This is a genomic window from Gordonia sp. 34D (assembly GCF_056682775.1).
Window position 1 is genome coordinate 344,708 of the sequence record NZ_CM155293.1, and the last position, 21,791, is coordinate 366,498.

Genomic DNA, 21,791 nt, shown 5'->3' on the forward strand with positions numbered 1-21,791 from the left:
CTGTTCTGCCAGCTAACTTTTCGTAGGAATTTGTGCTGGTTTCCGCAATTTTTCCGCCAATCCGTTTACCGTGTGGGTTAGCTGGTGCGTCCCGGCCAGCGCGACCTCCGGAGGTACGGATGAACAAGGCAGAGCTCATCGAGGAACTCACGAAGCGACTCGACGCGGATCGAAAGACCGCGACTAACTATGTGGAGCAGGTGATCGACACCATTGTTCGCGCCGTGAACAAAGGTGAAAGCGTCACAATCACCGGCTTCGGAGTTTTCGAAAAGCGCCGTCGCGCAGCACGTGTAGCTCGCAACCCCCGGACCGGCGAGACCGTGAAGGTGAAGGCCACGTCTGTCCCCGCCTTCCGGCCGGGTGCACAGTTCAAGGCAATCGTCTCAGGTAAGCAAAAGCTGAAGGCAGGCCAGCCCGCGGTCAAACGCGCTTCGGCCGAGACTGACGCCCCGGCCGGTAAGACCCCAGCAAAGCCGACAGCGGCCAAGAAGACAGCAGCGAAGAAGGCCGCGACCAAGACAACTGCGGCAGCTAAGAAGGCGCCAGCAGCTAAGGCGCCAGAAGCTAAGGCGACTGCCGCGAAGAAGACGGCAGCGAAAAAGACGGCCGCGAAGAAGACGTCGGCGGCGAAGAAGGCGGCACCGGCGAAAAAGGTTGCCGCCAAGACCGCTGCCGCAACCAAAACTGCGGCATCAAAAGCCGCTGCTAAAAAGACTCCGGCAAAGAAGACCCCAGCAAAGAAGACAACCGCAAAGAAGACCACTGCGAAGTAGCAGTGGATTTCCGGGTTACGCCCGCGGGCTTTTACGACGAATAGGCGATAAGTCGCGGCGTGAAGGTAGCCGTCGCGTCTGTCTTTAGATTGTGCTGGGAATGTAGTCGGCAGCAATCAGATCGCCGTCGTGCGTGGTGAGAATCCAGACGCTGCCTTTGCCGTTATCGGAGTCGGGAAGCCGTACCCCGTCGACGTTGGCCCACCGCCGCAGCACCGGCGGGATTACTCTGCCCTGACTGCATACGGCATGAATGGCGCCGGTCTTGTTGCCGAGTTTCCGGATCCGCTCGTATCCGGCTTCGGGGTCGGCGGCGAACGCCACTTCCGACAGGGTCGGCTCGGGTTTGATTTCGGCGCGGAGTGCTTCGGCCAATGGCATCAGTGTTTGCATGCAGCGCAGCATGTCTGCCGCGTGCAACCGGTGAACGCCGAAAAGTGGTAGCAGTTTCGCCAACGCGGCAGCCTGCTTGGTCCCGCGTTTGTCGAGCGGTCGGTCGCGGTCGTCGCTAGCCCAGTTTTCGGGTGTCCCGGCCCAGGCATGCCGCACGACGACCATCGTGTGCAACTCCAAGATAGGTCGCGCCGCGAAGGTGTGCAGGACGGCCTCGTCGGCGGCATAGCTGACCTTGTCGATCGCGTCGGGAATGGGAAGCCACTTGAGATCGTCGCATTCGCGGCTGGCTCGGAAACTTCCGCCCACGGCTTCGACAGCCCAGTAACTGACCCGCTTGGGTACGCCGGAACCGAGCTTGTAACCAACGGTTTGCAGGTAGTGGCCCATCCGAGCCTCATAGCCGGTCTCTTCGACGATTTCCCGAGCCGCAGTTACCGGCAGGATCTCACCCGGCTCGGCTTTACCTTTTGGCAGCGACCAATCGTCGTAGCTGGGCCGGTGCACCAGCGCGACTTTGACGCCCGCTGATTTGCTCGGCTTCCACAGGACCCCTCCTCCGGCCCATACGATGCGTGTTGGATCGGGCATTACGACTTGGTCGACTCGGCGCGGTGGCGCTTGCGAATCATCATCTGGCGCTGATGATCTCGGACTTGCTCGCCCGCCGCGGGTTGTGCCTGCCACGAACCGTCGGCCTGCAACTCCCAGCACCGGGTGCGCGGATCGAGTGCAGAATCGAAAATATCCTGCAGGTCGGCGGTCAGTCGGCGATCGCGGACTTGCACCATCACCTCAACGCGACGGTCAAGGTTGCGGTGCATCATGTCGGCGCTACCGATCCAGTATTCGCCCTGCGTGCCAAAATGCAGGATGCGTGAGTGTTCCAAGAACTGGCCGAGGATCGACCGGACCACGATGTTGTCGCTGAGGCCTTCGACGCCCGGCCGCAGGGCACAGATGCCGCGGACAACCACCTCGACGGGTACGCCAGCCTGAGATGCCCGATACAGTGCGTCGATCACCTGCTCGTCGACCAGCGCGTTGGCCTTGAGTCGGACGCGTGCTTCGATATTGCCCGCACGCTTCGCGGCGATCTCCCCGTTGATGCGGTCGATGATGCCGGTCCGGATGCCCGCCGGAGCCACCAACAGGTTCCGATATTCCTGCTTGCGTGAGTAGCCGGTCAACGTATTGAACAGGTCGGTCAGGTCGGACCCGATCTCGGGGGCCGCAGTGAACAGGCCCACGTCTTCGTACAGTCGGGCAGTCTTCGGGTTGTAGTTGCCGGTACCGATATGGCAGTAGCGGCGCAGTGTGGAACCTTCGCGACGGATCACCAGGCACGTCTTGCAGTGCGTCTTCAGTCCGACGAGACCGTAAACGACGTGCACGCCGGCCTGTTCCAGCGCGCGTGCCCATTTGATATTGGCCTGCTCATCAAAGCGGGCCTTCAGTTCCACGAGGGCAACGACCTGTTTGCCCGCGGCGGCCGCGTCGATCAGGGCGTCGACGATCGGTGAGTCACCCGACGTTCGGTAGAGGGTCTGCTTGATCGCCAGCACGTGCGGGTCGGCAGCGGCCTGCTCGATGAAGCGCTGCACGCTCGTGGAGAACGAGTCGTAGGGGTGCTGGACGAGGACGTCGCCCTCACGGAGCGTGGAGAAGATACTCTTGGGGGTTTCACGCTCGCCGAATGCCGGGTGCGTCGCGGGAACGAAAGGCCGCTCCTTAAGCTGCGGGCGGTCGATGCCGTAGATCTGCCACAGGCAGGTCAGATCCAACAACCCGGGCACCGTGATGACGTCGGCCGGGTTCACGTCGAGTTCGCGGAGCAACAGGTCGAGCATGTGCTCGCTCATGTCGTCGCCCACCTCCAAGCGGACCGGTGAACCGAAGCGGCGTCGAGCCAACTCCCTCTCGAGTGCCTGCAGCAGGTCCTCGTCGCGGTCCTCATCAACCTCGAAGTCGGCATTGCGAGTCACGCGGAACACGTGGTGGTCAACGATTTCCATGCCGGGAAACAACTCGGACAGGTTGGCCGCGATGAGGTTCTCGACCGGCAAGAATAGTGCGGGCTGAGAGACGTCAGGGGCATCTGACGGCACCAGTTGGTCGACGCGCACAAAGCGGTTCACATTGTCGGGCACCTTCACTCGCGCAAAGTGCTCGCCGTCGTACTGGCCCGCGTTGCCGTTGTTGGAATCACCGGAGCCCTTGACGGTGACGGCAAGGTTCAAGCTCAGGCCAGAAATATAGGGGAAGGGGTGAGCCGGGTCGACGGCCAGGGGAGTCAGGATGGGGAATAGCTCATTGTGGAAGTGCGCCTGCATCCGTTCGCGCTGGGGCAGCGTCAACTCGTCCCAGCCGACGATCTTGATGCCCTCGGCGTGCAATGCGGGCAGCACCGATTCGCGGAAGGTGCGCGCCTGCCGGTCGGCGATCTTCTGCGCGCGAGTGGCGATCATTTGCAGCTGTTCCCGCGGGGATCGGCCATCAGCGGACCTCACCGAAAGTCCGGTCTCGTCGCGCCGCTTCAGGCCAGCGACTCGCACCATGAAGAACTCGTCGAGGTTCGAGGCGAAAATCGCCAGGAACTTGGCCCGCTCCAGCAGGGGCAGCGATACATCTTCGGCGAGCGCCAGCACCCGCGAGTTGAAATCGAGCCAGCTCAGCTCGCGGTTGAAATATCGGTCGACGGGTAGATCGGCGGCCTCATCGGGATCCACGGTTTCCGCAGGCAGCGCGGTAGGTAGGGCAGTTTGGGTCTCGTCATCAATCTCGTCCGTGGCACTCACGGGTCAATTGTGAACTATCGGCCCGGTGCTGTCTCGTCAGCTGGCCGGTTTGGTCTCTCGCGCGTGTCGGTTTGACCCCTCCAATGCCGCCGCCGTTCGCGGTCCCAGCCCCAGCTCCCGCGCGGTAGCGAGGTCTTCCGGCGTGTCGACGTCGGTCCGCAGTCGTGGCCACTGCAGTCGGTTCGGATCGAGTTCGACTGCTCCTGCCGCCCGGTGCGCCGCCGCCGAACCGGGCCCGAATCGGGGCGTCAACGGGCCGCTGGTGCGGACCACCAGTAGTGCGGTCCCTTCGCCAGACCGGTCGGCGACAAAGGCGGCTGGTGCGCCGCTGTCGATCGCGGTACGCGCTGCCGCGAGTGCCTGCCGGAGGGTTGGTGTGTCGAGGGCAGCCAAATCGGCCTGCAGTGCGGCGGCCAGATCCGCAGTCGCGGCGCTGGCAGCGATCCCGGTCAGCAGTGCCGTATTCAATGGCGACAAACCACTGATGAGTGCTGGCTCATCGATGCCCAGACCGCCGAATTCCTGGGCAAGACGGTGCACTGCCGGGTCGGGACTGACGACGGTGAAGCGCTTCACCTCGGCACCCCTGACCGCGGCCATGGTGTCGGCCAGCATGGCCGCGACCACCTCGCGGCGCTGGACGTCTGACGGAACCTCTTGTGACAGACGTGATTTGGCAGCGTCCAGCGCTTTGACGGCGAGGACGACGGCCACCGAAGACTTCACGGGCATAGTCACCATGGTGCAGTACCGCCTTCGGCATGCGGTACTCGGCGCGGACTGTGCCCCCTGCGGATAGGCTGGAGCGATATTCGTCTCGGAAGGTGCCATGGGTTCGGCACAGGTCAGTGAAGGAGTGCGACGTTGCGTGCAGTAGTGATGGGTGCAGGATCCTGGGGGACCGCGATGGCGAAAGTTCTCGCCGATGCGGGCAACGACGTCAAGATCTGGGCACGGCGCAGCGATCTCGTCGACCAGATCAACTCCAATCACGAGAACTCCGATTACCTGCCGGGCATCACACTGCCTTCCGGGATCCGCGGCGTCACCTCGGTAGCCGAGGCGCTCGCCGATACCGATCTGGTGGTGTGTGCGGTGCCGTCGCAGTCGTTGCGCGGCAATCTTGAGCAGTGGCGCGAGCATCTGCCCGCTGACGCCATCCTGCTGTCCCTCGCCAAGGGCGTCGAGACGAGTACCGGGATGCGAATGAGCGAAGTGATCGGCGAAGTCACCGGCTTCCCGGCCCGCCAGATTGCGGTCCTGACCGGACCTAACCTTGCCAAAGAGATCGCGCAGGGGCAGCCAGCCGCGACGGTTGTCGCGTGCGTTGACGAAGATCAGGCCAAGCGGGTGCAGGAAGCCGTCGCGACCGGCTACTTCCGTCCGTACACCAACACCGACGTCATCGGTTGCGAGATCGGCGGTGCCGCGAAGAACGTGATCGCGTTGGCTTGCGGAATGGCATCCGGCATGGGATTTGGGGAGAACACCCTGGCGACCATCATCACCCGCGGACTGGCCGAAACGATCCGTCTCGGAATGGCGCTCGGTGCCGACATCACCACGCTCGCCGGACTCGCGGGCATCGGCGACCTGGTCGCCACCTGCTCGTCACCGCTGTCGCGGAACCGAAGCTTTGGTGCCCGCATGGGCGAGGGTGCCACGCTCGAAGAAGCGCAGGCGGCCACAAACGGTCAGGTCGCCGAGGGCGTGAAATCATCGTCGTCGGTGCTGGCGCTCGCCGAACTGCACGGGGTTGAGATGCCATTGACGCAAGCGGTCCACAGCGTGTGCCACGAGGGCATGTCGGTCCCGGAGATGGTCAGCTCGCTGCTCGGACGCAGCACCAAGCCAGAGGTCTACGGGCCCGCCTAGCTCTGCCCACTCGGGGACTCTGCCTACTTCGGGGACTCTGCCAGCGCGGGGATTTTTCCTACGCGGGACCGAAGTCGAGGGGTGCGCGCGGCAGGTGTTGATCGATCAATGCTGAAACATCGGTGATCGGTGCGTTGCCCGCGCCGACCGGAACCCACATCGCAACGTAGGGCCGGTGGTCGACGCTCACGTATGCCTGGCCTTCGCCTTCGACCGAGTCGGTCATGAACCACTGGATTGGGTTGATGACCTGCAACGAACTCGTCGGTGCCAACCCTGCGGGGCGGGTGACCCCGCAGCGGAGAACCACCGGTTGCTCGCCGGGCTTATCCCACCGGACAGTCGTGCCGTCGATCGTGCGTTCGGAGTAGTCGCCCAACGTTGTGGGCAGCACCTTGATGAACTCGGTGCACTTGGCGACGTCGGCCTGGACGGTGCCATACGACTCGACCGGTGCCGCCTTCTCTTCGTCCGGGGCCGAGGAAAAGTTCATGGCCGCGTAGACCAGGAACCCGATGATCACCATCGTGGGGACTGCCACCAATGTCGCGATCAGGGCCGGGCTCAGTTTGGGCTCTTCGGGCGTCTCTTTAGGGCTGTCCGTCGTGGGCTTGTCAGTGCCGTCGCTCATGCCTCAAGTGTGGTCGAAGTTGTCTGCTGGGTGAAATCGAGAGATAGGCGAGCAACGGGCTAGCGGTAGCATCGGGGCCGTGAAGACGGTCGGAGAAGTCGGGGAGCGCGCGCTGATCGCGATGTTCACGCAAGCGGCACGCTCAAGCGCTCGTGACTCGACCGATGTGGTGATTGGCTCCGGTGACGATGCCGCCGTCTTTACCGCACCAGGCCCGGTTGTGGTCAGCACCGATACCGCAGTCTCCGGTCGTCATTTCCGGTTCGATTGGTCGAGTCCGCGCCAGATTGGCTCGCGTGCCGTGGTGCAAAGCGCCGCTGATATCGGTGCCATGGGCGGTGTCTTAACGGGGGTGGTCGTTTCGATTGGCTGTCCGCCCGCCACTCCCGTCGACCGAGTCTTGGAAATCAACGCGGGCATCGTTGCACAGACCCACCGTTACGGTGCTCGCGTGCTTGGCGGCGACCTCGTCTCGTCGTCAGAGGTGATCTTGACCGTGACTTCGCTCGGCGTGCTGCAGGCCGGACCTGCGGTCACGCTCGCAGGGGCACTCGCGGGTGACGTCCTCGCGGTCAGCGGGCCACTCGGTGGCCCGGCCGGGGGACTGGCGGCGCTTGCCGCCGTCGACCACGGCGCGGACCCGGTCCTTCTCCAGCAGTATTCGTCACTGGTGGCGCAGTATCGACTGCCTCAGCCCGACCTTGCGCAAGGCCGCATCGCCGCCGAAGTTGGTGCGCACGCGATGACTGATATCTCCGACGGCCTCGTTGAAGAACTCATCACCATGGCCCAGGCCTCCACCGTTCGGCTCGACGTCGATGCGAACAAAGTCCCGCACGCGAAGGATCTGGACCGATTGGGTGGTGCCCTGGGGGTCGAACCGCATCGCTGGGCCCTGGCCGGCGGTGAGGAGCACGAACTCCTGGCGTCCTTCGCGCCCGGCACGGTCCCGGACGGCTGGACAGTCGTCGGGGTCGCCACCGAGGGGGAGCCGGGTGCCTTCATCGACGGTCGACCAGTCGGCAATATTCGTGGGTGGCAGTCGTTCACCAGTACCTGACCTGATTAGATCGACCGCATGGCTGTATATGCACTCGGCGATCGCGAGCCGACGCTTGGCGAAGACGTCTTTATTCATCCCGATGCCACCGTCATCGGCTCGGTAACGCTCGAGGACGGGGTCTCGGTGTGGCCGGGGGCGGTACTACGCGGCGACTATGGCTCCATCACGATCGGCCGACGCACCAACATTCAAGACGGCACGATCATCCACTGCACCTTCTCTGAGCACACAGAGATCGGTGCCCAGTGCGTAGTGGGACACAACGCCCACATCGAAGGAGCAGTTATCGGCGATAACTGCCTCATCGCGTCGGGATCGATCGTGCTGAACCGTTCGGTGATCGGTGCCGGCTCGGTGATTGGTGCCGGTGCCGTCGTGCCCTACGGTTTTGAACTCCCAGAGCGGTCCATGGCGCTCGGCGTGCCAGCCAAGATTCGCGAGGGTTATCAAGTTCCCGAGAATCACACCGAGATGAACGCGAAACTGTACTTCGAGAATGCGAAGTTCTACCGCGAGAACCTGCGGCGGCTCGACTGATGAGTGCCAAACCCCTCGCCGAGATCATTGACCCCAGTTGGGCGGTGGCCCTGGAACCGGTCGAAGCCAAGATCGCGGAAATGGGCGACTTCCTGCGCGCAGAGAATGCGGCCGGCCGCAGGTATTTGCCCGCAGGAGCCAACGTCTTGCGCGCCTTCACCGACCCTTTCGACGACGTTCGCGTACTGATCGTCGGGCAGGACCCCTATCCGACGCCCGGGCATGCCGTTGGCCTGAGCTTCTCCGTCGCGCCCGATGTGCAACCGGTGCCACGATCGTTGCAGAACATCTACAAGGAATACTGCGACGACCTGGGCTTCCCCATGCCAACCAACGGCGACCTGACGCCATGGGCACGGCAGGGCGTGCTGTTGCTCAATCGCGTACTGACGGTATCGCCGGGCGAGCCCGCATCGCACCGCAAAAAGGGGTGGGAAGAAGTCACCGAATGCGCGATTCGGGCCCTCGCTGCCCGCGATGAGCCGCTCGTCGCGATCCTGTGGGGCAATGATGCTCGCAGCCTCGCCGAATGGTTACCCGATGTTCCGACCATCGAATCGGTGCACCCATCGCCGCTGTCGGCGTCACGCGGATTCTTCGGGTCAAAGCCATTTTCCCGCGCCAACGAAGAACTGATGGATCTGGGCGGCGACCCCGTCGACTGGCGGCTTCCCTAAGCTCATCCAGACTCCCGGGGTTCGCCACCCGCGACGCCGCTGGTCTAGCGGACGCCGGGATAGTCGGGGCGCCGCTTCTCAAGGAAGGCGTTGATGCCCTCGATACCCTCGGCCGTATTTCCGAGTGCCGAGATAGACGCGGCTTCGGCGGCGAGGTGATCGGTCAGCGAATTGGTCGCCGAGGCCTGCAACAGCTTGCGGATTGCCGAATACGATCCGCGCGGACCCGCGGCGAGTTGGGCTGCGGTGTCGTAGGCGGTGTCGACTACGGAGTCATCCTCGACGACCTCCGACAGGATCCCCAGTTCCAAAGCGCGAGTGGCGTCGAGGATTTGGTCGGTCATGATGATGTGGCGCGCCCGGGCCGCGCCAACTACCCGCGGCAGCAGCCACGACATACCGCCATCGGGAGACAAGCCAATGCCGGGGTAGGCCGGACGCATCTTGGTCGATGTGCCGCCGATAGCAACGTCCGCGTGCAGAACCAGGCTCATTCCCGCACCGGCGGCCCAACCCTGTGCCGCCGCAACGACGGGCAATTCGGTTTCCCACAGGAACTCGATCATCGAGTGCATATCGTCGGCCAAGCCGCGCAGGTAGTCGCCACGATCGGGAGCGTCGGCGAACTTAGCGACATTGCCGCCCGCACAGAAGTTCTTGCCCGCGCCGCGCAACACAATGGCCCCGGCGTCGAGCTTGCCGCGAGTCACTGAACGCAGTGCTTCACGGGACTCCATCACGAGTTCATGATCGAGGGAAGTGCCCGCTGCGCTGGTGGACACGGTCAGGGTGAGGACGCCTGCGTCGTTGACGTTGATGAGATCGGAAGCCATGGCGACAACTTTACGGAACGCTCGGTAGGGGGAGGTGAGTGGGCGGGAGGCGATAATTTGTCAAACATAAAATCGCCGCCCGACATGTCGTCGGGCGGCGATTTTGGTAAAAACTTAAGAGCCTTAGGCGGAGACGGTCTTGCCGGCCTTCAGGCAAGAAGTGCAGACGTTCTTGCGCTTCTTGTTGCCCGGGGCGACCTCAACGCGCACAGACTGGATGTTCGGGTTCCAGCGACGGTTGGTCCGGCGGTGCGAGTGCGAAACCGACTTGCCGAAGCCGGGGCCCTTGCCGCAAACATCGCAAACTGCAGCCATGGTCGTACTCCCTTGGTAGAAAATCGTGGTCAATGTTCCGCCGATCTCGAGCGCGCAAAGAGCGCAGCACTAATCGGCAACCAGACAAGAGTAACTGGGATATCGGTGACAGTTCAAATCGGGCCCATTGCCGCTGGCCATCGCCCGCGTACGCCGAAGGGGAGGCGCGCACCGTTGTCGGAGGCAGACGGTAGCCTCGGACACACAGACGGCACACCGAAATAGGCACACCGATTTTGGTGGGGACGGAAAGGCTGTGGTGACAGGATCCGGTGATGGCAGCACTGCGATGAATCCGCACTTGCTGCGCGATTGGGCGCAGGCCTGCGCCGAGGGCCTGACTGCCATGCGGTCAGAAATCAACGACCTCAACGTCTTCCCCATTCCGGACTCCGACACCGGCAGCAACATGGCGAACACCATGACCAAGGCCGTCGAAGTCCTCGCCGACCTGCCAACAGACGCTGGTGCCGCCACTGTCACCCGCGCTCTGGCCGATGCCGCCGTGGCGAATGCCCGCGGCAATTCCGGCATCATCTTGTCGCAGATCCTGGTCGGATTGGCCGACGCCGCCGACCTCGCGGTAGTCGAGGACGACCCCAGTTTCAATCGACTGTGCACCACTGGACTGCGACTGGCTGCGCTCGGTGCCCGCAGAGCGGTCAGTGCCCCGCGCGAGGGCACCATTCTCACCATTCTTCGCGTCGCCGCCGAAACGGCATCGAACAACGTTTCCGAATCACCCGCCGATTTTGCGCGCGCAATCGCTGATAACTGCGCCGAAGCGCTCGAGTTAACGCCCGAACAGTTACCGGAACTGGCGAATGCTGGCGTCGTCGATGCCGGTGCACGCGGTTTCTTGGTGATGGCCGATGCCCTCGTCCTGGTGATCACGGGAGTCTCAAACAAACGCCGGTCATACCGGGGCATCCTCACCGCGGGTGGCGGCGGTACCGGTCACGACCATTCGTGCGAGGGAGCAGGCGACACCGACTTCGAAGTCATGTACTTGCTCGACGGAGCCGAGGGGGCGCAGATCGGTGCCCTGCGCGAACGCCTCACCGAACTCGGTGACTCCATCGTGATCGTCGGCGACAGTTCATCTGAAGCCGAACGATTCTCGGTTCACATCCACACCAACGATCCCGGTGCCGTCGTCGAAGTCGGTGCGGCACTAGGTCGCCTCACCGACATTCGCATTAGTTGCTTTGCCCTCGACGCGATACGCGCCGCGCCGGGTGCCAACGAGCCGCCAGCCCGGTTCAAGCGGGCGGTTGTCGCCCTCGTTACCGGCGACGGTGCCGCCGAACTGTTCGCCGAAGCGGGCGCGTCCGCGGTGCGCGCCGATCACGGTATCCACCCGGCAACCCTGACAAAGGCGATCCTCGACACCGACAGTGCGCACGTGGTGGTGATGGGCAACGGCATGATGTCGTCCCAAGACCTCGTGCAAGTGGGTGCCGAGGCCCGCTCCACGCAGCGGTCCGTTGTCTTTCTGCCGACCCTGTCAATGGTGCAGTGCCTGTCAGCTCTGGCCGTCCACGACCCAGACGGCGAGCCCGACGTTGATGCATTCGCCATGGCTGAGGCCGCAGCGGGCACCCGCTGGGGATCGCTGGTCCACTCGAATAGCAAAATGATGACGCTCGCAGGTACCTGCGAAATTGGTGACACGCTGGGCCTAATCGGCTCCGACGTCCTGGTTATTGCGCCTGAGCAATGGCAGGCCGCGACGGCGCTGCTCGACCTCATGCTCGCGACCGGCGGTGAAATGGTCACGGTGCTCGCTGGCCGCGACCTTGATGAGTCGTCGCGTGAGCGCATCGCCCAACACCTCCACGCGAGTTACCCGGGCATCGAACTCGCCATGTACCAAACTGGTCAAACCTCCGACCTGCTACAGGTGGGGATCGAGTGATGTTGACGATGACCTCACCGCTCACCGACTCCGGCGTCGAAGCGGCGCTGGTGAAGAAGCTCGCAAGCCTGGAACTCACGACGGTCGGTGAACTCCTCCGCTACGTGCCGCGCCGATACATTCGGCGTGGCCATCTCTCGGAATCCCAGCGCCCGGAACCTGGCGAATGGATTACCGTCATCGGTCGCGTCGAGAAGTCCGACATGATTTCGATGAAGCGCAGGTACGGCAAGTTCCTGAAGATTGTCGTCAACGACGGTCGTGCCCGCTACGAAGCCAGCTTCTTCAACGCCCATTGGATCCAGAGCAAGATGAAGCCCGGTACTCGGGTGGCGCTCGCTGGCACGGTGAAACTGTTCAACAACCAAATCCAACTGTCGCACCCCGACTGGATGGTGATGCCCGACGACGACGGGATCGACGTCGTTGGCAGCCCCTCCCTGCTGAATGAACTCCAGGCCGACGAAGCCGATGCGGGCGGGTCGAAGTCAGGGTCTACTGCTTCCCCTGACGATGTGGCGAACTTTTCTCGCGACATCATCCCGATGTACCCGGCAACCAAAGAAGTACAGACGTGGGAGATCTGGCGCGCTGTCCGCCAGGTTCTCGCCGATACGATTCCTGCCGCCGATCCGCTGACCGATCAGGAACGGACCGAACGTCGCCTCATCACCAGCGACGAAGCTATCCACCGGATCCACTTGCCCGACTCGCTCGACGATATTGACGCCGCCCGTGACCGGCTCAAGTTCGATGAAGCGCTCGCCATTCAGACTGAACTCGCGCGCCGACGTCTCAGTGTCGTCGACGAGACGGCGCGGCCGTGCAGCCATGTGCCGGGCGGGTTGGAAGACAAACTCCTCGCCACCTTGCCATTCCAACTGACAAGTGGTCAGAAAGACGTCATCGCCGAGATCGGCGAAGACCTGGCCGACGAGCATCCGATGAATCGACTACTGCAGGGTGAGGTCGGTTCCGGTAAGACTCTCGTTTCGTTGCTGGCGATGCTCCGCGTCGTCGACAACGGCCACCAGTGCGCCATTCTGGCGCCCACGGAAGTGCTTGCCGCACAGCACTACCGGACCGTCATGACGATGCTCGGGGATCTCGCTCGCGCCGGTGAACTCGGAGCCGCCGACGGCGCGACCCGCATCGGGCTCCTCACCGGTTCGCTGCCGACCGCAGCCAAACGGCAGGTGCTTCTTGACGCGGTGACTGGCGAAGCGGGCATCGTTATCGGCACCCACGCGCTCCTGGAGGAACACGTCGAATTCTTCGACCTCGGCATGGTGGTGGTCGACGAGCAGCACCGCTTCGGCGTGGAACAACGCGACGTCCTGCGCGGAAAAGGTCGTGACGCGACCCGCCCGCACTTCCTCGTGATGACGGCGACGCCCATCCCGAGAACTGTCGCCATGATTACCTTCGGTGACTTAGACACGTCGACGATGACCGAACTGCCTCGCGGGCGTCAACCGATCACCACGAGCGTGGTGCAAATGGGCAAGCAGTCGTGGGTTGACCGCACGTGGGCCCGAGCTGGCGAAGAAATTGACAAGGGTCGTCAGGTGTATGTGGTGTGCACCAAGATCGGCGACGAGCAGACCAACGCGAAGGCCGCGAAGAAGAAGGGTGTCAAGAAGGCGGACGGGCCCGAACCTGAAGACGACACCATCTCGGTCCTCGACATGGCCGATCAATTGGCGGGCGGACCGCTTGCCGGACGCCGAATCGGGATTCTGCATGGTCGGCTGCCAGCTGACGAGAAGACCGACGTAATGGATGCGTTTACCCGCGGCGAGATCGATGTCTTGGTCGCCACCACCGTCATCGAGGTTGGCGTTGACGTTCCGAACGCCACCATGATGGTGATCGTGAACGCCGAGCGGTTCGGCGTCAGTCAGCTGCACCAGTTGCGCGGTCGCGTCGGGCGAGGTCAGCACGCCGGACTTTGCCTGCTCATGACGTCGGCCTCCGAGATGGGCCAGTCGATGGAACGACTCCGCGCCGTCGAAGGAAGCACCGACGGTTTTGAGTTGGCGCGTGTCGACTTGATGCAGCGACGGGAGGGCGACGTCCTCGGTTCGCTGCAGTCGGGTGGCAAGAGCTCGCTGAGTTTTCTGTCGCTGCTCGATGACACCGATGTCATTGCCGATGCCCGCCAGCTTGCCGAAGAGATTGTGCTCGCCGACCCGGAACTTGTTGCGCACCAGCCGCTTGCCGAACTCGTCCAGTCAATTCTGCTGCCGTCGCGCGCCGGGTACCTCGAAAAGTCGTAGACCCAATCTGGTCGGCACCCTGGCCTTTTCGGCACAAATGGCGGATTCTATAGGTGTCGAAGTCAGCTCACGCGGGGTGGAGGACGGCCATGCGGATCTCGAGAATCTTGATGCGAAAGGGAAGCGGCGTCATTACCGTGCGCGCGAGCGCGACGGTGCGGAGCCTGCTCGCAACCCTTGATGAATGGAATATCGGGGCGGTGGTGGTGCTCGATGAGAACGGGGCCCTCGCCGGTATCGCGTCCGAACGAGACATCGTCCGACGCCTACATTCCGGGGGTGCATTGGTCCTCGATGGCCCAATCTCCGGAATCATGACCCCGATTGTGCACACATGCTCGCCGAACGACCCGATTGAAGGCCTGCGGGAAACGATGACTGAGCACCGCATCCGGCACCTTCCGGTCCTTGACGACGGGCAACTCGTTGGCATCATCAGCATCGGTGATGTGGTCAAGAGCGCGATCGACGAACTCGTCACCGAACGCGAGCATCTCGTTCAGTACATCCAGCACTGACCCGGTTTGGTGCGCCTGCGGCGTGTTGTGGAACCGAACGGTGCCCGCGTGCGTCTAAAAGGGCATGCGCTGGTTCTCAGATGTGCGCCGAGTGGTCCGCGAAAGCTGGTGGCGATCAAGGCAACGCTGGAAGTGGATGCAATCGCACCATCGGACAGGTCAAATCCGACTGGCCCCTCGGCAATGGATTGGCCTCGCCGCGTTTGCAGCGGTCTCGCTGTTTGTTGCGTGGGGAACGCACGTCGCGCCGCAGTCGCAGAGATTGCCAGCGGCCACGGTTACCGCAGCCCGGACGGACCTGGACTCGTTGACGGTCCGCGACCATCGCCCACCCCACGACAGCAACTACAACAGAGCCAGCTTTGGTCCGGCATGGACCGACGACGCGTCCGTCGTCGGAGCGGGCAATGCCTGCGACACCCGAAACGACATCCTGTCCCGGGACCTGGCGGTAACGGCGCGAACACCGATCAATTCGTGCCCCGAAGCCGTTGCGGCCGGAAGCTTCACCAGCCCATACACCGGTCGTCGGGTGATCTTCGCGCGGGGACGCGGATCCGCGTCAGTGCAGATCGATCACGTCGTACCGCTTGCCTACGCCTGGGACATGGGTGCCCGCGACTGGCCAGCGGGTAAACGGTGGGCGATGGCCAACGACCCCGCGAACCTCGTCGCGACCGATGCCGCGAGCAACCAGGAAAAGTCCGACGCGGAACCGGCCCGCTGGATGCCACCGCTGCGCGGCTTTCACTGCCAGTACGCTGTCGCGTTCATCTCTGTGCTCATCGCCTACCAACTGCCAATCGACGCGCCATCAAAGAAGACGCTGAAATCGGCGTTAGGAAACTGCTGACGTAACGCAATTGCGGGCCGACTAGAGGCCCTTGAGCATTTCCTTCATGGTGTCGATTTCCTTCTGCTGGGATTCGACGATGCTGCGTGCCATGGCGATCGAGTCGGCGTTCTTGCCGTCTTCGATCTCGTCTTCGGCCATGTCGACGGCACCTTCGTGATGCTCAATCATCTGCTCCAGGAACAGCTTGGCGGCGGCATTGCCCTGAGCCTCACGCAACTGCTGCAGTTCAGCCTCCGACAGCATGCCGTCCATCTCGTGGTCCATCGGCACGCTGACCGGCTCGCCCCATGTGGTCAGCCACTCTTTCAGCTGGGCGATCTCCGGGCCCTGGGCGTCCTTGATCTGCTTGGCGATATCAGTCACCTGCTGCGGAATGTCGGACTTGCCGAGAATGATGTCGCTCATCACGAGGGCTTGTTCGTGGTGCGGCAACATCATCTGCGCAAACATCGTGTCGGCGGCGTTGTGCTCGCCGGTTGCCGGCGCGCTGGCCGAAGGCATGTGATGGGGCGTCGACATCGTCGACATATCGTGCGGCATATCCGAGGGTTCTTCGTTGGGGCTGCAGGCGGCAACACCAACGGCTACCGCGACGGCGACGATTGCGGTGACGACGGGACGAGTTCTCACGATGACAATCCTTCAGTAGACGATTTCCGATGCATACAACATGGAGGCTTGATGCCAGCCAGTGTGCCCGATGGACTCGGCGGGTTCGTTAGTCGTTAAGTAAAGGTTTGCTCAAGATGTCGGTGCCCGGCACCGGGCGAGGGTGCCCCGCACGGCGGATACCGGTGATGATGAAGGCATGTCAGCACGGGCGATGGTGGTGGAAGACGAGGCGGCGTTGGCGTCGTTGGTGGCGCAGTATTTGGAGCGTGCCGGGTTCGAGGTGAGCGTGACCGGCGATGGCATCGCGGCTGTCGCGATGTCGCGGAGCGTTGATCCGGATGTGGTGGTCCTTGACCTAGGCCTACCAGGCTTGGACGGGGTCGAAGTGTGCCGGCAACTGCGGACCTTCTCCGACGCCTACGTGGTGATGCTGACTGCGCGCGCCGACGAAGTCGACACCCTCGTCGGACTGTCGGTTGGTGCGGACGACTACATGACGAAACCGTTCAGCCCGCGCGAGTTGACTGCCCGAATCCAAGCCCGCATGCGTCGACCGCGTAGCGGGTTCACCGGGGCGGGAGCGAGCGAGCAGTCGCGCGTCTTCGGTGATCTGGCGATTGATGTGCCGGGTAGGGAAGTGATGGTCGCGGGCAAATCGATCCACCTGACCCGCACCGAGTTCGACATTCTGACGGCCTTGTCGTCGTCTCCGGGAACGGTCTACTCCAGGGCGCTCCTCATCGACACCGTGTGGGGACCGCAGTGGGTCGGTGACGACCACATGGTTGATGTGCACATTGGCCACTTGCGTCGAAAACTCGGCGACGATGCCGCTCGCGGCCGGTACGTGCGGACCGTCCGTGGCGTGGGCTACCGAATGGGGACCGGCGAATGACCGAGTCACCCCAAGCGCCTCCGGGTCGGCGGGCATGGCGGTTCGCGGTCGGAACCGGGTTGATGCTGGCGATGACGGTGGTAGTGCTGGCCACCGCCGGTAGCGCGCTTCTGGTCGCATGGCTGATGGCACCGAATATTTTCCACGACCATCTCCATCAGGCGGGGATTGATCAGAACTCCAATCAGGCGATGCACGTGGAGCGTGCCTTCACCGACGCGGTGGGATTGTCGTGGGGGTTGGCGGCAGTCGTATCCGCAATCTTGGCGCTGGCCTTGAGTTGGTACCTGGCTCGACGGGTGCAGCGGACGGTCACCGCCGTGGCGGCGTCGACCGCGCAGATCGCCGACGGTCGCTACGACACCCGGGTCGCAGACGGCGGGCTGGGACGCGAGTTCGACGATCTCGCCGACGCCGTCAACCGACTCGCCCAGCAGTTGGAAGCCAGCGAGGCCACGCGCCGGCGCATGCTGTCAGATCTGGCGCACGAGATGCGGACGCCGTTGGCAACCATCGACTCGTACCTGGAAGCGATTGACGATGGGGTGCGACAACCCGACGGTGACACGATGGCGATTCTGCACGCCGGAACCGACCGTTTGCGGCGACTTGCCGAAGACGTCTCATCGGTGTCGCGGGCACAAGAGCGGGCATTGTCGGTGATTCCTGTCCGCACCACTGACCGCGCCTTGCAGGAGACCGCGATCGCCGCGGCTGCTCAAAAGTACGCGGCCAAGGGAGTAGCGCTGCGACTGGACGACGCGCCAGCCGTCACCATCGAGGTTGACCCGGCACGCATGGGGCAGGTCCTCGGAAACCTGCTGAACAATGCGCTCCGGCACACGCCGACCGGCGGCCTTGTGCGAGTGTCGTCGAAGCAGGAGCCATCTCACGTCAAGCCGTGGAAGGCGGGCTCTAACTCATCGGGCTCGGGCCACGTCCTGATCTCCGTGTCCGATACCGGCGAGGGCATCGCACCAGAACACCTGGCTCACGTCTTCGACCGCTTCTACCGAGCCGACACCGCCCGCGATCGCGACCACGGCGGGAGCGGCATCGGACTCACCATCGCGCGGGCCCTCGTCGAAGAGCATGGCGGCACACTGTGGGCGGCGAGTGACGGCCCAGGTGCGGGCGCGGTGTTCACCATGCGCCTGCCGGTGGCGTGAGTGGCCGCACGGCTACCCTGGAGACATGAGTGCACCCACCACCGTTGACGTGACCGCCGTGGTTACCGAGCTCGCTACCGCCGCGAAGAAGGCGGCACGCACGCTCGGGTCGTTGACCACCGCAGATAAGAACGCTGTCCTCCTGGCTGCCGCCGAGGCGATCGATGCCGCATCCGATGACATCCTTGCCGCCAACGCGATCGATGTGCAGCGCGCCGAAGACCAAGGGACGGAATCGTCGCTCGTCGATCGTCTCCGCCTGACAGCAGAGCGTGTCGCGGGTATCACCAGCGGGTTGCGGCAGGTCGCGGGCCTCCCTGACCCCATCGGCGAGGTGTTGTCCGGAAAGACGCTTCCGAATGGTCTGGAACTTCGGCAGGTCCGCGTGCCGCTCGGCGTGGTCGGCTTCGTTTATGAAGCGCGACCAAATGTGACGGTCGACGGCTTTGGTATTGCGTTCAAATCAGGCAATGCCGTGCTGTTGCGCGGCTCGTCGTCCGCGGCGAGTTCCAACGCTGCGCTCGTTAAGGTCTTGCGAGAGGTGGTGGAAGCCCACAAATTGGACCCCAATGCGGTATCGCTGCTGCCGAGTGAATCCCGCGAGTCGGTTACTGCGCTAATCCAGGCCCGCGGCCTCGTCGACGTGGTGATTCCGCGCGGAGGTGCGGGACTCATCAACGCGATTGTCGAGAATGCCAAGGTCCCAACGATCGAGACCGGTACCGGCAATTGCCACATCTTTGTGCATCGCGACGCCGACCTCGACATCGCCACACGGGTAGTGCTGAATGCAAAAACCCGCAGGCCGAGCGTGTGTAATACCGTCGAGACGGTGCTGATCGACTCCGCGATCGCCGACACCGCACTCGCTTCGATCACGCAAGCTCTGCAAGCTCAGGGCGTCGTGGTTCACGGTGAGGAGCCGGGTATGGAACCGGCCACCGAAGAAGACTGGCACCGCGAATACCTTTCGCTCGATATCGCCATCAAGGTGGTCGACGACATCGACGCCGCGATCGACCACATCGATACCTACGGCACGGGGCACACCGAAGCCATTATCACCGGCAACCTCGCCGCAGCGACGGAGTTCACCGACCGCGTCGACGCCGCCGCCGTCATGGTGAATGCGTCCACCGCGTTCACCGATGGCGAGCAGTTCGGGTTCGGTGCCGAGATCGGTATCTCGACGCAGAAATTGCATGCCCGCGGCCCGATGGGATTGCCGGAACTCACCTCAACCAAATGGCTGGTGTGGGGCAACGGACAGGTGCGGCCAGCGTGACGGGCAGCAACATCACCAAGGGCAGCAGCAACGTCACCACCGATACCGCAAACATTGCGCCGGTCTTTACCGATGTCGATGATGTCCGGTCTCGGTTGAAGCAAACCGGGTACCTGGCTGATGAAGCCACGGCGACGACAGCTTTCTTAGCCGACCGACTCGGGAAGCCCCTGCTGGTGGAGGGGCCTGCCGGTGTTGGCAAGACCGAACTGGCGCGCGCCTTAGCGCAAGCCACCGGCTCGGAACTGATTCGCCTGCAGTGTTACGAAGGCATCGATGAGGCCCGCGCCCTCTACGAGTGGAATCACGCGAAGCAGATCCTCGCGATCCAGGCCGCCGGTCAACGCGACTGGGAATCGACCAAGGGTGACATCTTCTCCGAAGAGTTCCTCCTGGCACGACCGCTGCTGACCGCGATCTCCCGCTCCGAGCCGACAGTCCTGCTGATCGACGAGATCGACAAGGCCGACGTCGACATTGAAGGATTGCTCCTCGAGATCCTCAGCGATTTCGCCATCACCATTCCGGAGATGGGGACCGTGACCGCCGCTCGTCGACCGATTGTTTTGTTGACGTCGAACGCGAACCGTGAACTTTCCGAGGCACTCAAGCGGCGTTGCCTCTACCTGTACATCGACTTTCCCGATGCGGCTCTGGAACGGGAAATTCTCGCCTCCCGCGTCCCCGAGCTCCCCGAGCGCCTGGCCGCCGAGATCGTCCGGGTCGTCGGTGTGCTCCGCACCCTCGATATTCGGAAGAAGCCGTCGGTCGCCGAAACCATCGACTGGGGCAACACGCTCTTGGCGATGACGACGCCCGCCGAAGCCGAAGCGGGAACGATCGACGATTCGCTTGTCGCGCGGACGCTCGGCGTTGTGCTGAAGCATCGTCCCGATGTGAAGACGGCGCTGCGCGAACTCAAGTTGGGTTGAGTTCGGCATGACGGCACAACTGGTCGATACGCTCACCGGGTTCGTCGAAGACCTGCGTACCCGCGGCATCACCGTGGGGCCGTCGAGCCTGATCGACGCGGGACAAGCGATGAGCGTCCTCGACCTTCTCGACCGGGAGTCTCTGCGGGAGGGTTTGGCGGCCACACTGCTCAGTGACCACATGCACCGAGACACTTTTGACCTGTGTTTTGAACTGTGGTTCCCGCTGGGTTCAGCGGCTCGACGCGGTGCCATCGAGGTCCCGCGCGACGACGACGGCAACATCGACGTCGCGGCGCTGCGAGACCTGACCGCCGATCTGCTGGCCGACCCCGACGCGATGACCGACGGCCGCTTCGACCAGTTGGTCGCGATGATCGTCGGTGAAGTGGGACAGTACGAATCGGCCCGCGGCGAATCGTATTCGGTGTATCAGGCGATGACGGCGATCTCGCCGCAAACCCTGATTGCGCGGATCGCCGCGGCGATGGCCGGCGGCCAAGACACGCAATCGGGGGAGCGTGCCGGTACCGATCCGTTGAATCGTCGCGCTGCCCGTGCCGCGACCGAGCAACTCCGCGACGCCGTCACTACCGAAACTCAGCGTCGGATGGCGGAAATTCGTGGCCGCGATGCGGTCGGCGAGTACGCGGTTCCGAAGTTGCCCGAACTCATCGACTTCTTCTCGGCCAGCCCGCAGGACATGTCGAAACTGCGGCGAACGATCGACCCGATTGCCCGCCTACTGGCAGCAAAACTGGAGTTCCGGCGCCGCCGCAACAAACATGCCGCAGTCGATGTGCGAGCCACGCTCCGAGCGTCAATGTCGACCGGTGGCGTGCCGATCGACCTGCGTCGTCGCAAGCCGAGACCGGGTAAGCCGGAACTGGTCGTCATCTGCGATGTCTCCGGTTCCGTTTCCGGCTTTAGCCAGTTCACCCTCCAACTTGTTTACGCACTGCGGCAACAGTTTTCCCACGTTCGAGTGTTTGCCTTCGTCGACACCGTCGACGAGGTCACCGAATTCTTCGACCGCGGCAACAGTGATGAGCAGTTCGGCGAACGCATGCACCGGATGCTGACGGAGGCATCGATCAGTACGCGCGATGGACACTCCGACTACGGGCACATGCTGAAGGGTTTCAATCAGCGTTATGGCGATTCATTGACGCATCGGAGCGCGCTGCTGATCCTTGGCGATGCTCGCAACAACTTCCGGCCAACCCATGCGGACGCGCTTGCCGAGATGCGGGACCGCGTTCGCAACGCCTACTGGCTCAATCCCGAACGCCAAACCGCGTGGGACACCGGCGACTCCGATGCCAGTAAATATGCGGACGTGATCGAGATGTTTGAATGCCGCAATGCGGACCAACTTTCGAAGGTTATCGCCGACCTGCTGCCGGTATAGCGGCTCACCCACGGGTAA

General features: G+C 63.3%; 21 protein-coding genes. 14 read left to right on the top strand and 7 right to left on the bottom strand.

Annotated features, from left to right (window positions below; genetic code table 11):
• Nucleotides 1-119: 119 nt before the first annotated feature.
• Nucleotides 120-776, top strand: coding sequence for an HU family DNA-binding protein (locus AC1L34_RS01685; protein WP_424296916.1), 657 nt, complete (start codon nucleotides 120-122; stop codon nucleotides 774-776).
• An 84-nt stretch (nucleotides 777-860) separates the two neighbouring features.
• Here AC1L34_RS01685 and AC1L34_RS01690 read toward each other — a convergent pair whose 3' ends face one another.
• The 3 genes from AC1L34_RS01690 to cofC are packed head-to-tail and all read right to left on the bottom strand — an operon-like array spanning nucleotide 861 to nucleotide 4,699.
• Nucleotides 861-1,760 (bottom strand): NUDIX domain-containing protein, encoded by a 900-nt coding sequence (locus AC1L34_RS01690; protein WP_480035069.1) that lies wholly within the window; start codon nucleotides 1,758-1,760, stop codon nucleotides 861-863.
• On the bottom strand, nucleotides 1,760-3,967 hold the full coding sequence (locus AC1L34_RS01695; RefSeq protein ID WP_424296919.1) for an RNA degradosome polyphosphate kinase: 2,208 nt from the start codon (nucleotides 3,965-3,967) through the stop codon (nucleotides 1,760-1,762). The genes AC1L34_RS01690 and AC1L34_RS01695 overlap by 1 nt, the downstream gene beginning before the upstream one ends.
• A gap of 36 nt (nucleotides 3,968-4,003) precedes the next feature.
• Nucleotides 4,004-4,699, bottom strand: coding sequence for a 2-phospho-L-lactate guanylyltransferase (cofC, locus tag AC1L34_RS01700; protein ID WP_424322671.1), 696 nt, complete (start codon nucleotides 4,697-4,699; stop codon nucleotides 4,004-4,006).
• Between the two features lie 132 nt (nucleotides 4,700-4,831).
• Between cofC and AC1L34_RS01705 the strand changes: the two genes are divergently transcribed.
• Nucleotides 4,832-5,842 (top strand): NAD(P)H-dependent glycerol-3-phosphate dehydrogenase, encoded by a 1,011-nt coding sequence (locus AC1L34_RS01705; RefSeq protein ID WP_424297157.1) that lies wholly within the window; start codon nucleotides 4,832-4,834, stop codon nucleotides 5,840-5,842.
• 58 nt (nucleotides 5,843-5,900) lie between these two features.
• Here AC1L34_RS01705 and AC1L34_RS01710 read toward each other — a convergent pair whose 3' ends face one another.
• Entirely contained in the window at nucleotides 5,901-6,473 is a 573-nt protein-coding gene (locus AC1L34_RS01710) for a DUF3515 domain-containing protein (RefSeq protein WP_424297158.1), read from the bottom strand.
• Between the two features lie 79 nt (nucleotides 6,474-6,552).
• Between AC1L34_RS01710 and thiL the strand changes: the two genes are divergently transcribed.
• Genes thiL through AC1L34_RS01725 form a run of 3 tightly spaced genes read left to right on the top strand, consistent with a single transcriptional unit; the run spans nucleotide 6,553 to nucleotide 8,750 of the window.
• The gene (gene thiL, locus AC1L34_RS01715) at nucleotides 6,553-7,533 is read left to right on the top strand and encodes a thiamine-phosphate kinase (protein ID WP_424322672.1); all 981 of its coding nucleotides are present in this window, start codon (nucleotides 6,553-6,555) and stop codon (nucleotides 7,531-7,533) included.
• 18 nt (nucleotides 7,534-7,551) lie between these two features.
• On the top strand, nucleotides 7,552-8,073 hold the full coding sequence (locus AC1L34_RS01720) for a gamma carbonic anhydrase family protein (RefSeq protein WP_424297161.1): 522 nt from the start codon (nucleotides 7,552-7,554) through the stop codon (nucleotides 8,071-8,073).
• Nucleotides 8,073-8,750, top strand: coding sequence for a uracil-DNA glycosylase (locus AC1L34_RS01725; protein ID WP_424297163.1), 678 nt, complete (start codon nucleotides 8,073-8,075; stop codon nucleotides 8,748-8,750). Before AC1L34_RS01720 ends, AC1L34_RS01725 begins: the two co-directional genes overlap by 1 nt.
• A gap of 44 nt (nucleotides 8,751-8,794) precedes the next feature.
• Here AC1L34_RS01725 and AC1L34_RS01730 read toward each other — a convergent pair whose 3' ends face one another.
• The gene (locus tag AC1L34_RS01730; RefSeq protein WP_424322673.1) at nucleotides 8,795-9,583 is read right to left on the bottom strand and encodes an enoyl-CoA hydratase/isomerase family protein; all 789 of its coding nucleotides are present in this window, start codon (nucleotides 9,581-9,583) and stop codon (nucleotides 8,795-8,797) included.
• Nucleotides 9,584-9,706: 123 nt separating this feature from the next.
• A complete protein-coding gene (rpmB, locus tag AC1L34_RS01735; RefSeq protein WP_424294166.1) occupies nucleotides 9,707-9,898 on the bottom strand; it encodes a 50S ribosomal protein L28 in 192 nt (63 codons plus the stop codon).
• Nucleotides 9,899-10,187: 289 nt separating this feature from the next.
• Here rpmB and AC1L34_RS01740 point away from each other — a divergent pair, with 289 nt between their 5' ends.
• The 4 genes from AC1L34_RS01740 to AC1L34_RS01755 all read left to right on the top strand — a co-directional run bounded on the left by AC1L34_RS01740 (nucleotide 10,188) and on the right by AC1L34_RS01755 (nucleotide 15,466).
• Nucleotides 10,188-11,816, top strand: a complete 1,629-nt coding sequence (locus AC1L34_RS01740; protein ID WP_424294168.1) for a DAK2 domain-containing protein — start codon at nucleotides 10,188-10,190, stop codon at nucleotides 11,814-11,816.
• Nucleotides 11,816-14,095, top strand: a complete 2,280-nt coding sequence (recG, locus tag AC1L34_RS01745) for an ATP-dependent DNA helicase RecG (RefSeq protein ID WP_424322674.1) — start codon at nucleotides 11,816-11,818, stop codon at nucleotides 14,093-14,095. The genes AC1L34_RS01740 and recG overlap by 1 nt, the downstream gene beginning before the upstream one ends.
• A gap of 89 nt (nucleotides 14,096-14,184) precedes the next feature.
• Nucleotides 14,185-14,613, top strand: a complete 429-nt coding sequence (locus tag AC1L34_RS01750; protein WP_424294165.1) for a CBS domain-containing protein — start codon at nucleotides 14,185-14,187, stop codon at nucleotides 14,611-14,613.
• A gap of 64 nt (nucleotides 14,614-14,677) precedes the next feature.
• Nucleotides 14,678-15,466: an HNH endonuclease family protein gene (locus tag AC1L34_RS01755; RefSeq protein ID WP_424322675.1), complete on the top strand. Its 789-nt coding sequence runs from the start codon at nucleotides 14,678-14,680 to the stop codon at nucleotides 15,464-15,466.
• Nucleotides 15,467-15,487: 21 nt separating this feature from the next.
• On the opposite strand, the gene AC1L34_RS01760 is transcribed toward AC1L34_RS01755, so the two are convergent.
• A complete protein-coding gene (locus tag AC1L34_RS01760; protein ID WP_424294163.1) occupies nucleotides 15,488-16,099 on the bottom strand; it encodes a DUF305 domain-containing protein in 612 nt (203 codons plus the stop codon).
• 178 nt (nucleotides 16,100-16,277) lie between these two features.
• Here AC1L34_RS01760 and AC1L34_RS01765 point away from each other — a divergent pair, with 178 nt between their 5' ends.
• Genes AC1L34_RS01765 through AC1L34_RS01785 form a run of 5 tightly spaced genes read left to right on the top strand, consistent with a single transcriptional unit; the run spans nucleotide 16,278 to nucleotide 21,773 of the window.
• Nucleotides 16,278-16,976 carry a response regulator gene (locus AC1L34_RS01765; RefSeq protein ID WP_424294162.1) on the top strand — a complete coding sequence of 233 codons (699 nt, stop codon included), beginning with the start codon at nucleotides 16,278-16,280 and terminating at the stop codon, nucleotides 16,974-16,976.
• Nucleotides 16,973-18,145, top strand: a complete 1,173-nt coding sequence (locus AC1L34_RS01770) for a sensor histidine kinase (RefSeq protein ID WP_424322676.1) — start codon at nucleotides 16,973-16,975, stop codon at nucleotides 18,143-18,145. Before AC1L34_RS01765 ends, AC1L34_RS01770 begins: the two co-directional genes overlap by 4 nt.
• Nucleotides 18,146-18,170: 25 nt before the next feature.
• On the top strand, nucleotides 18,171-19,430 hold the full coding sequence (locus AC1L34_RS01775; RefSeq protein WP_424322677.1) for a glutamate-5-semialdehyde dehydrogenase: 1,260 nt from the start codon (nucleotides 18,171-18,173) through the stop codon (nucleotides 19,428-19,430).
• Nucleotides 19,427-20,362 (top strand): AAA family ATPase, encoded by a 936-nt coding sequence (locus AC1L34_RS01780; protein WP_424322678.1) that lies wholly within the window; start codon nucleotides 19,427-19,429, stop codon nucleotides 20,360-20,362. The genes AC1L34_RS01775 and AC1L34_RS01780 overlap by 4 nt, the downstream gene beginning before the upstream one ends.
• Nucleotides 20,363-20,369: 7 nt before the next feature.
• On the top strand, nucleotides 20,370-21,773 hold the full coding sequence (locus tag AC1L34_RS01785; RefSeq protein ID WP_424322679.1) for a vWA domain-containing protein: 1,404 nt from the start codon (nucleotides 20,370-20,372) through the stop codon (nucleotides 21,771-21,773).
• Nucleotides 21,774-21,791: the final 18 nt, after the last annotated feature.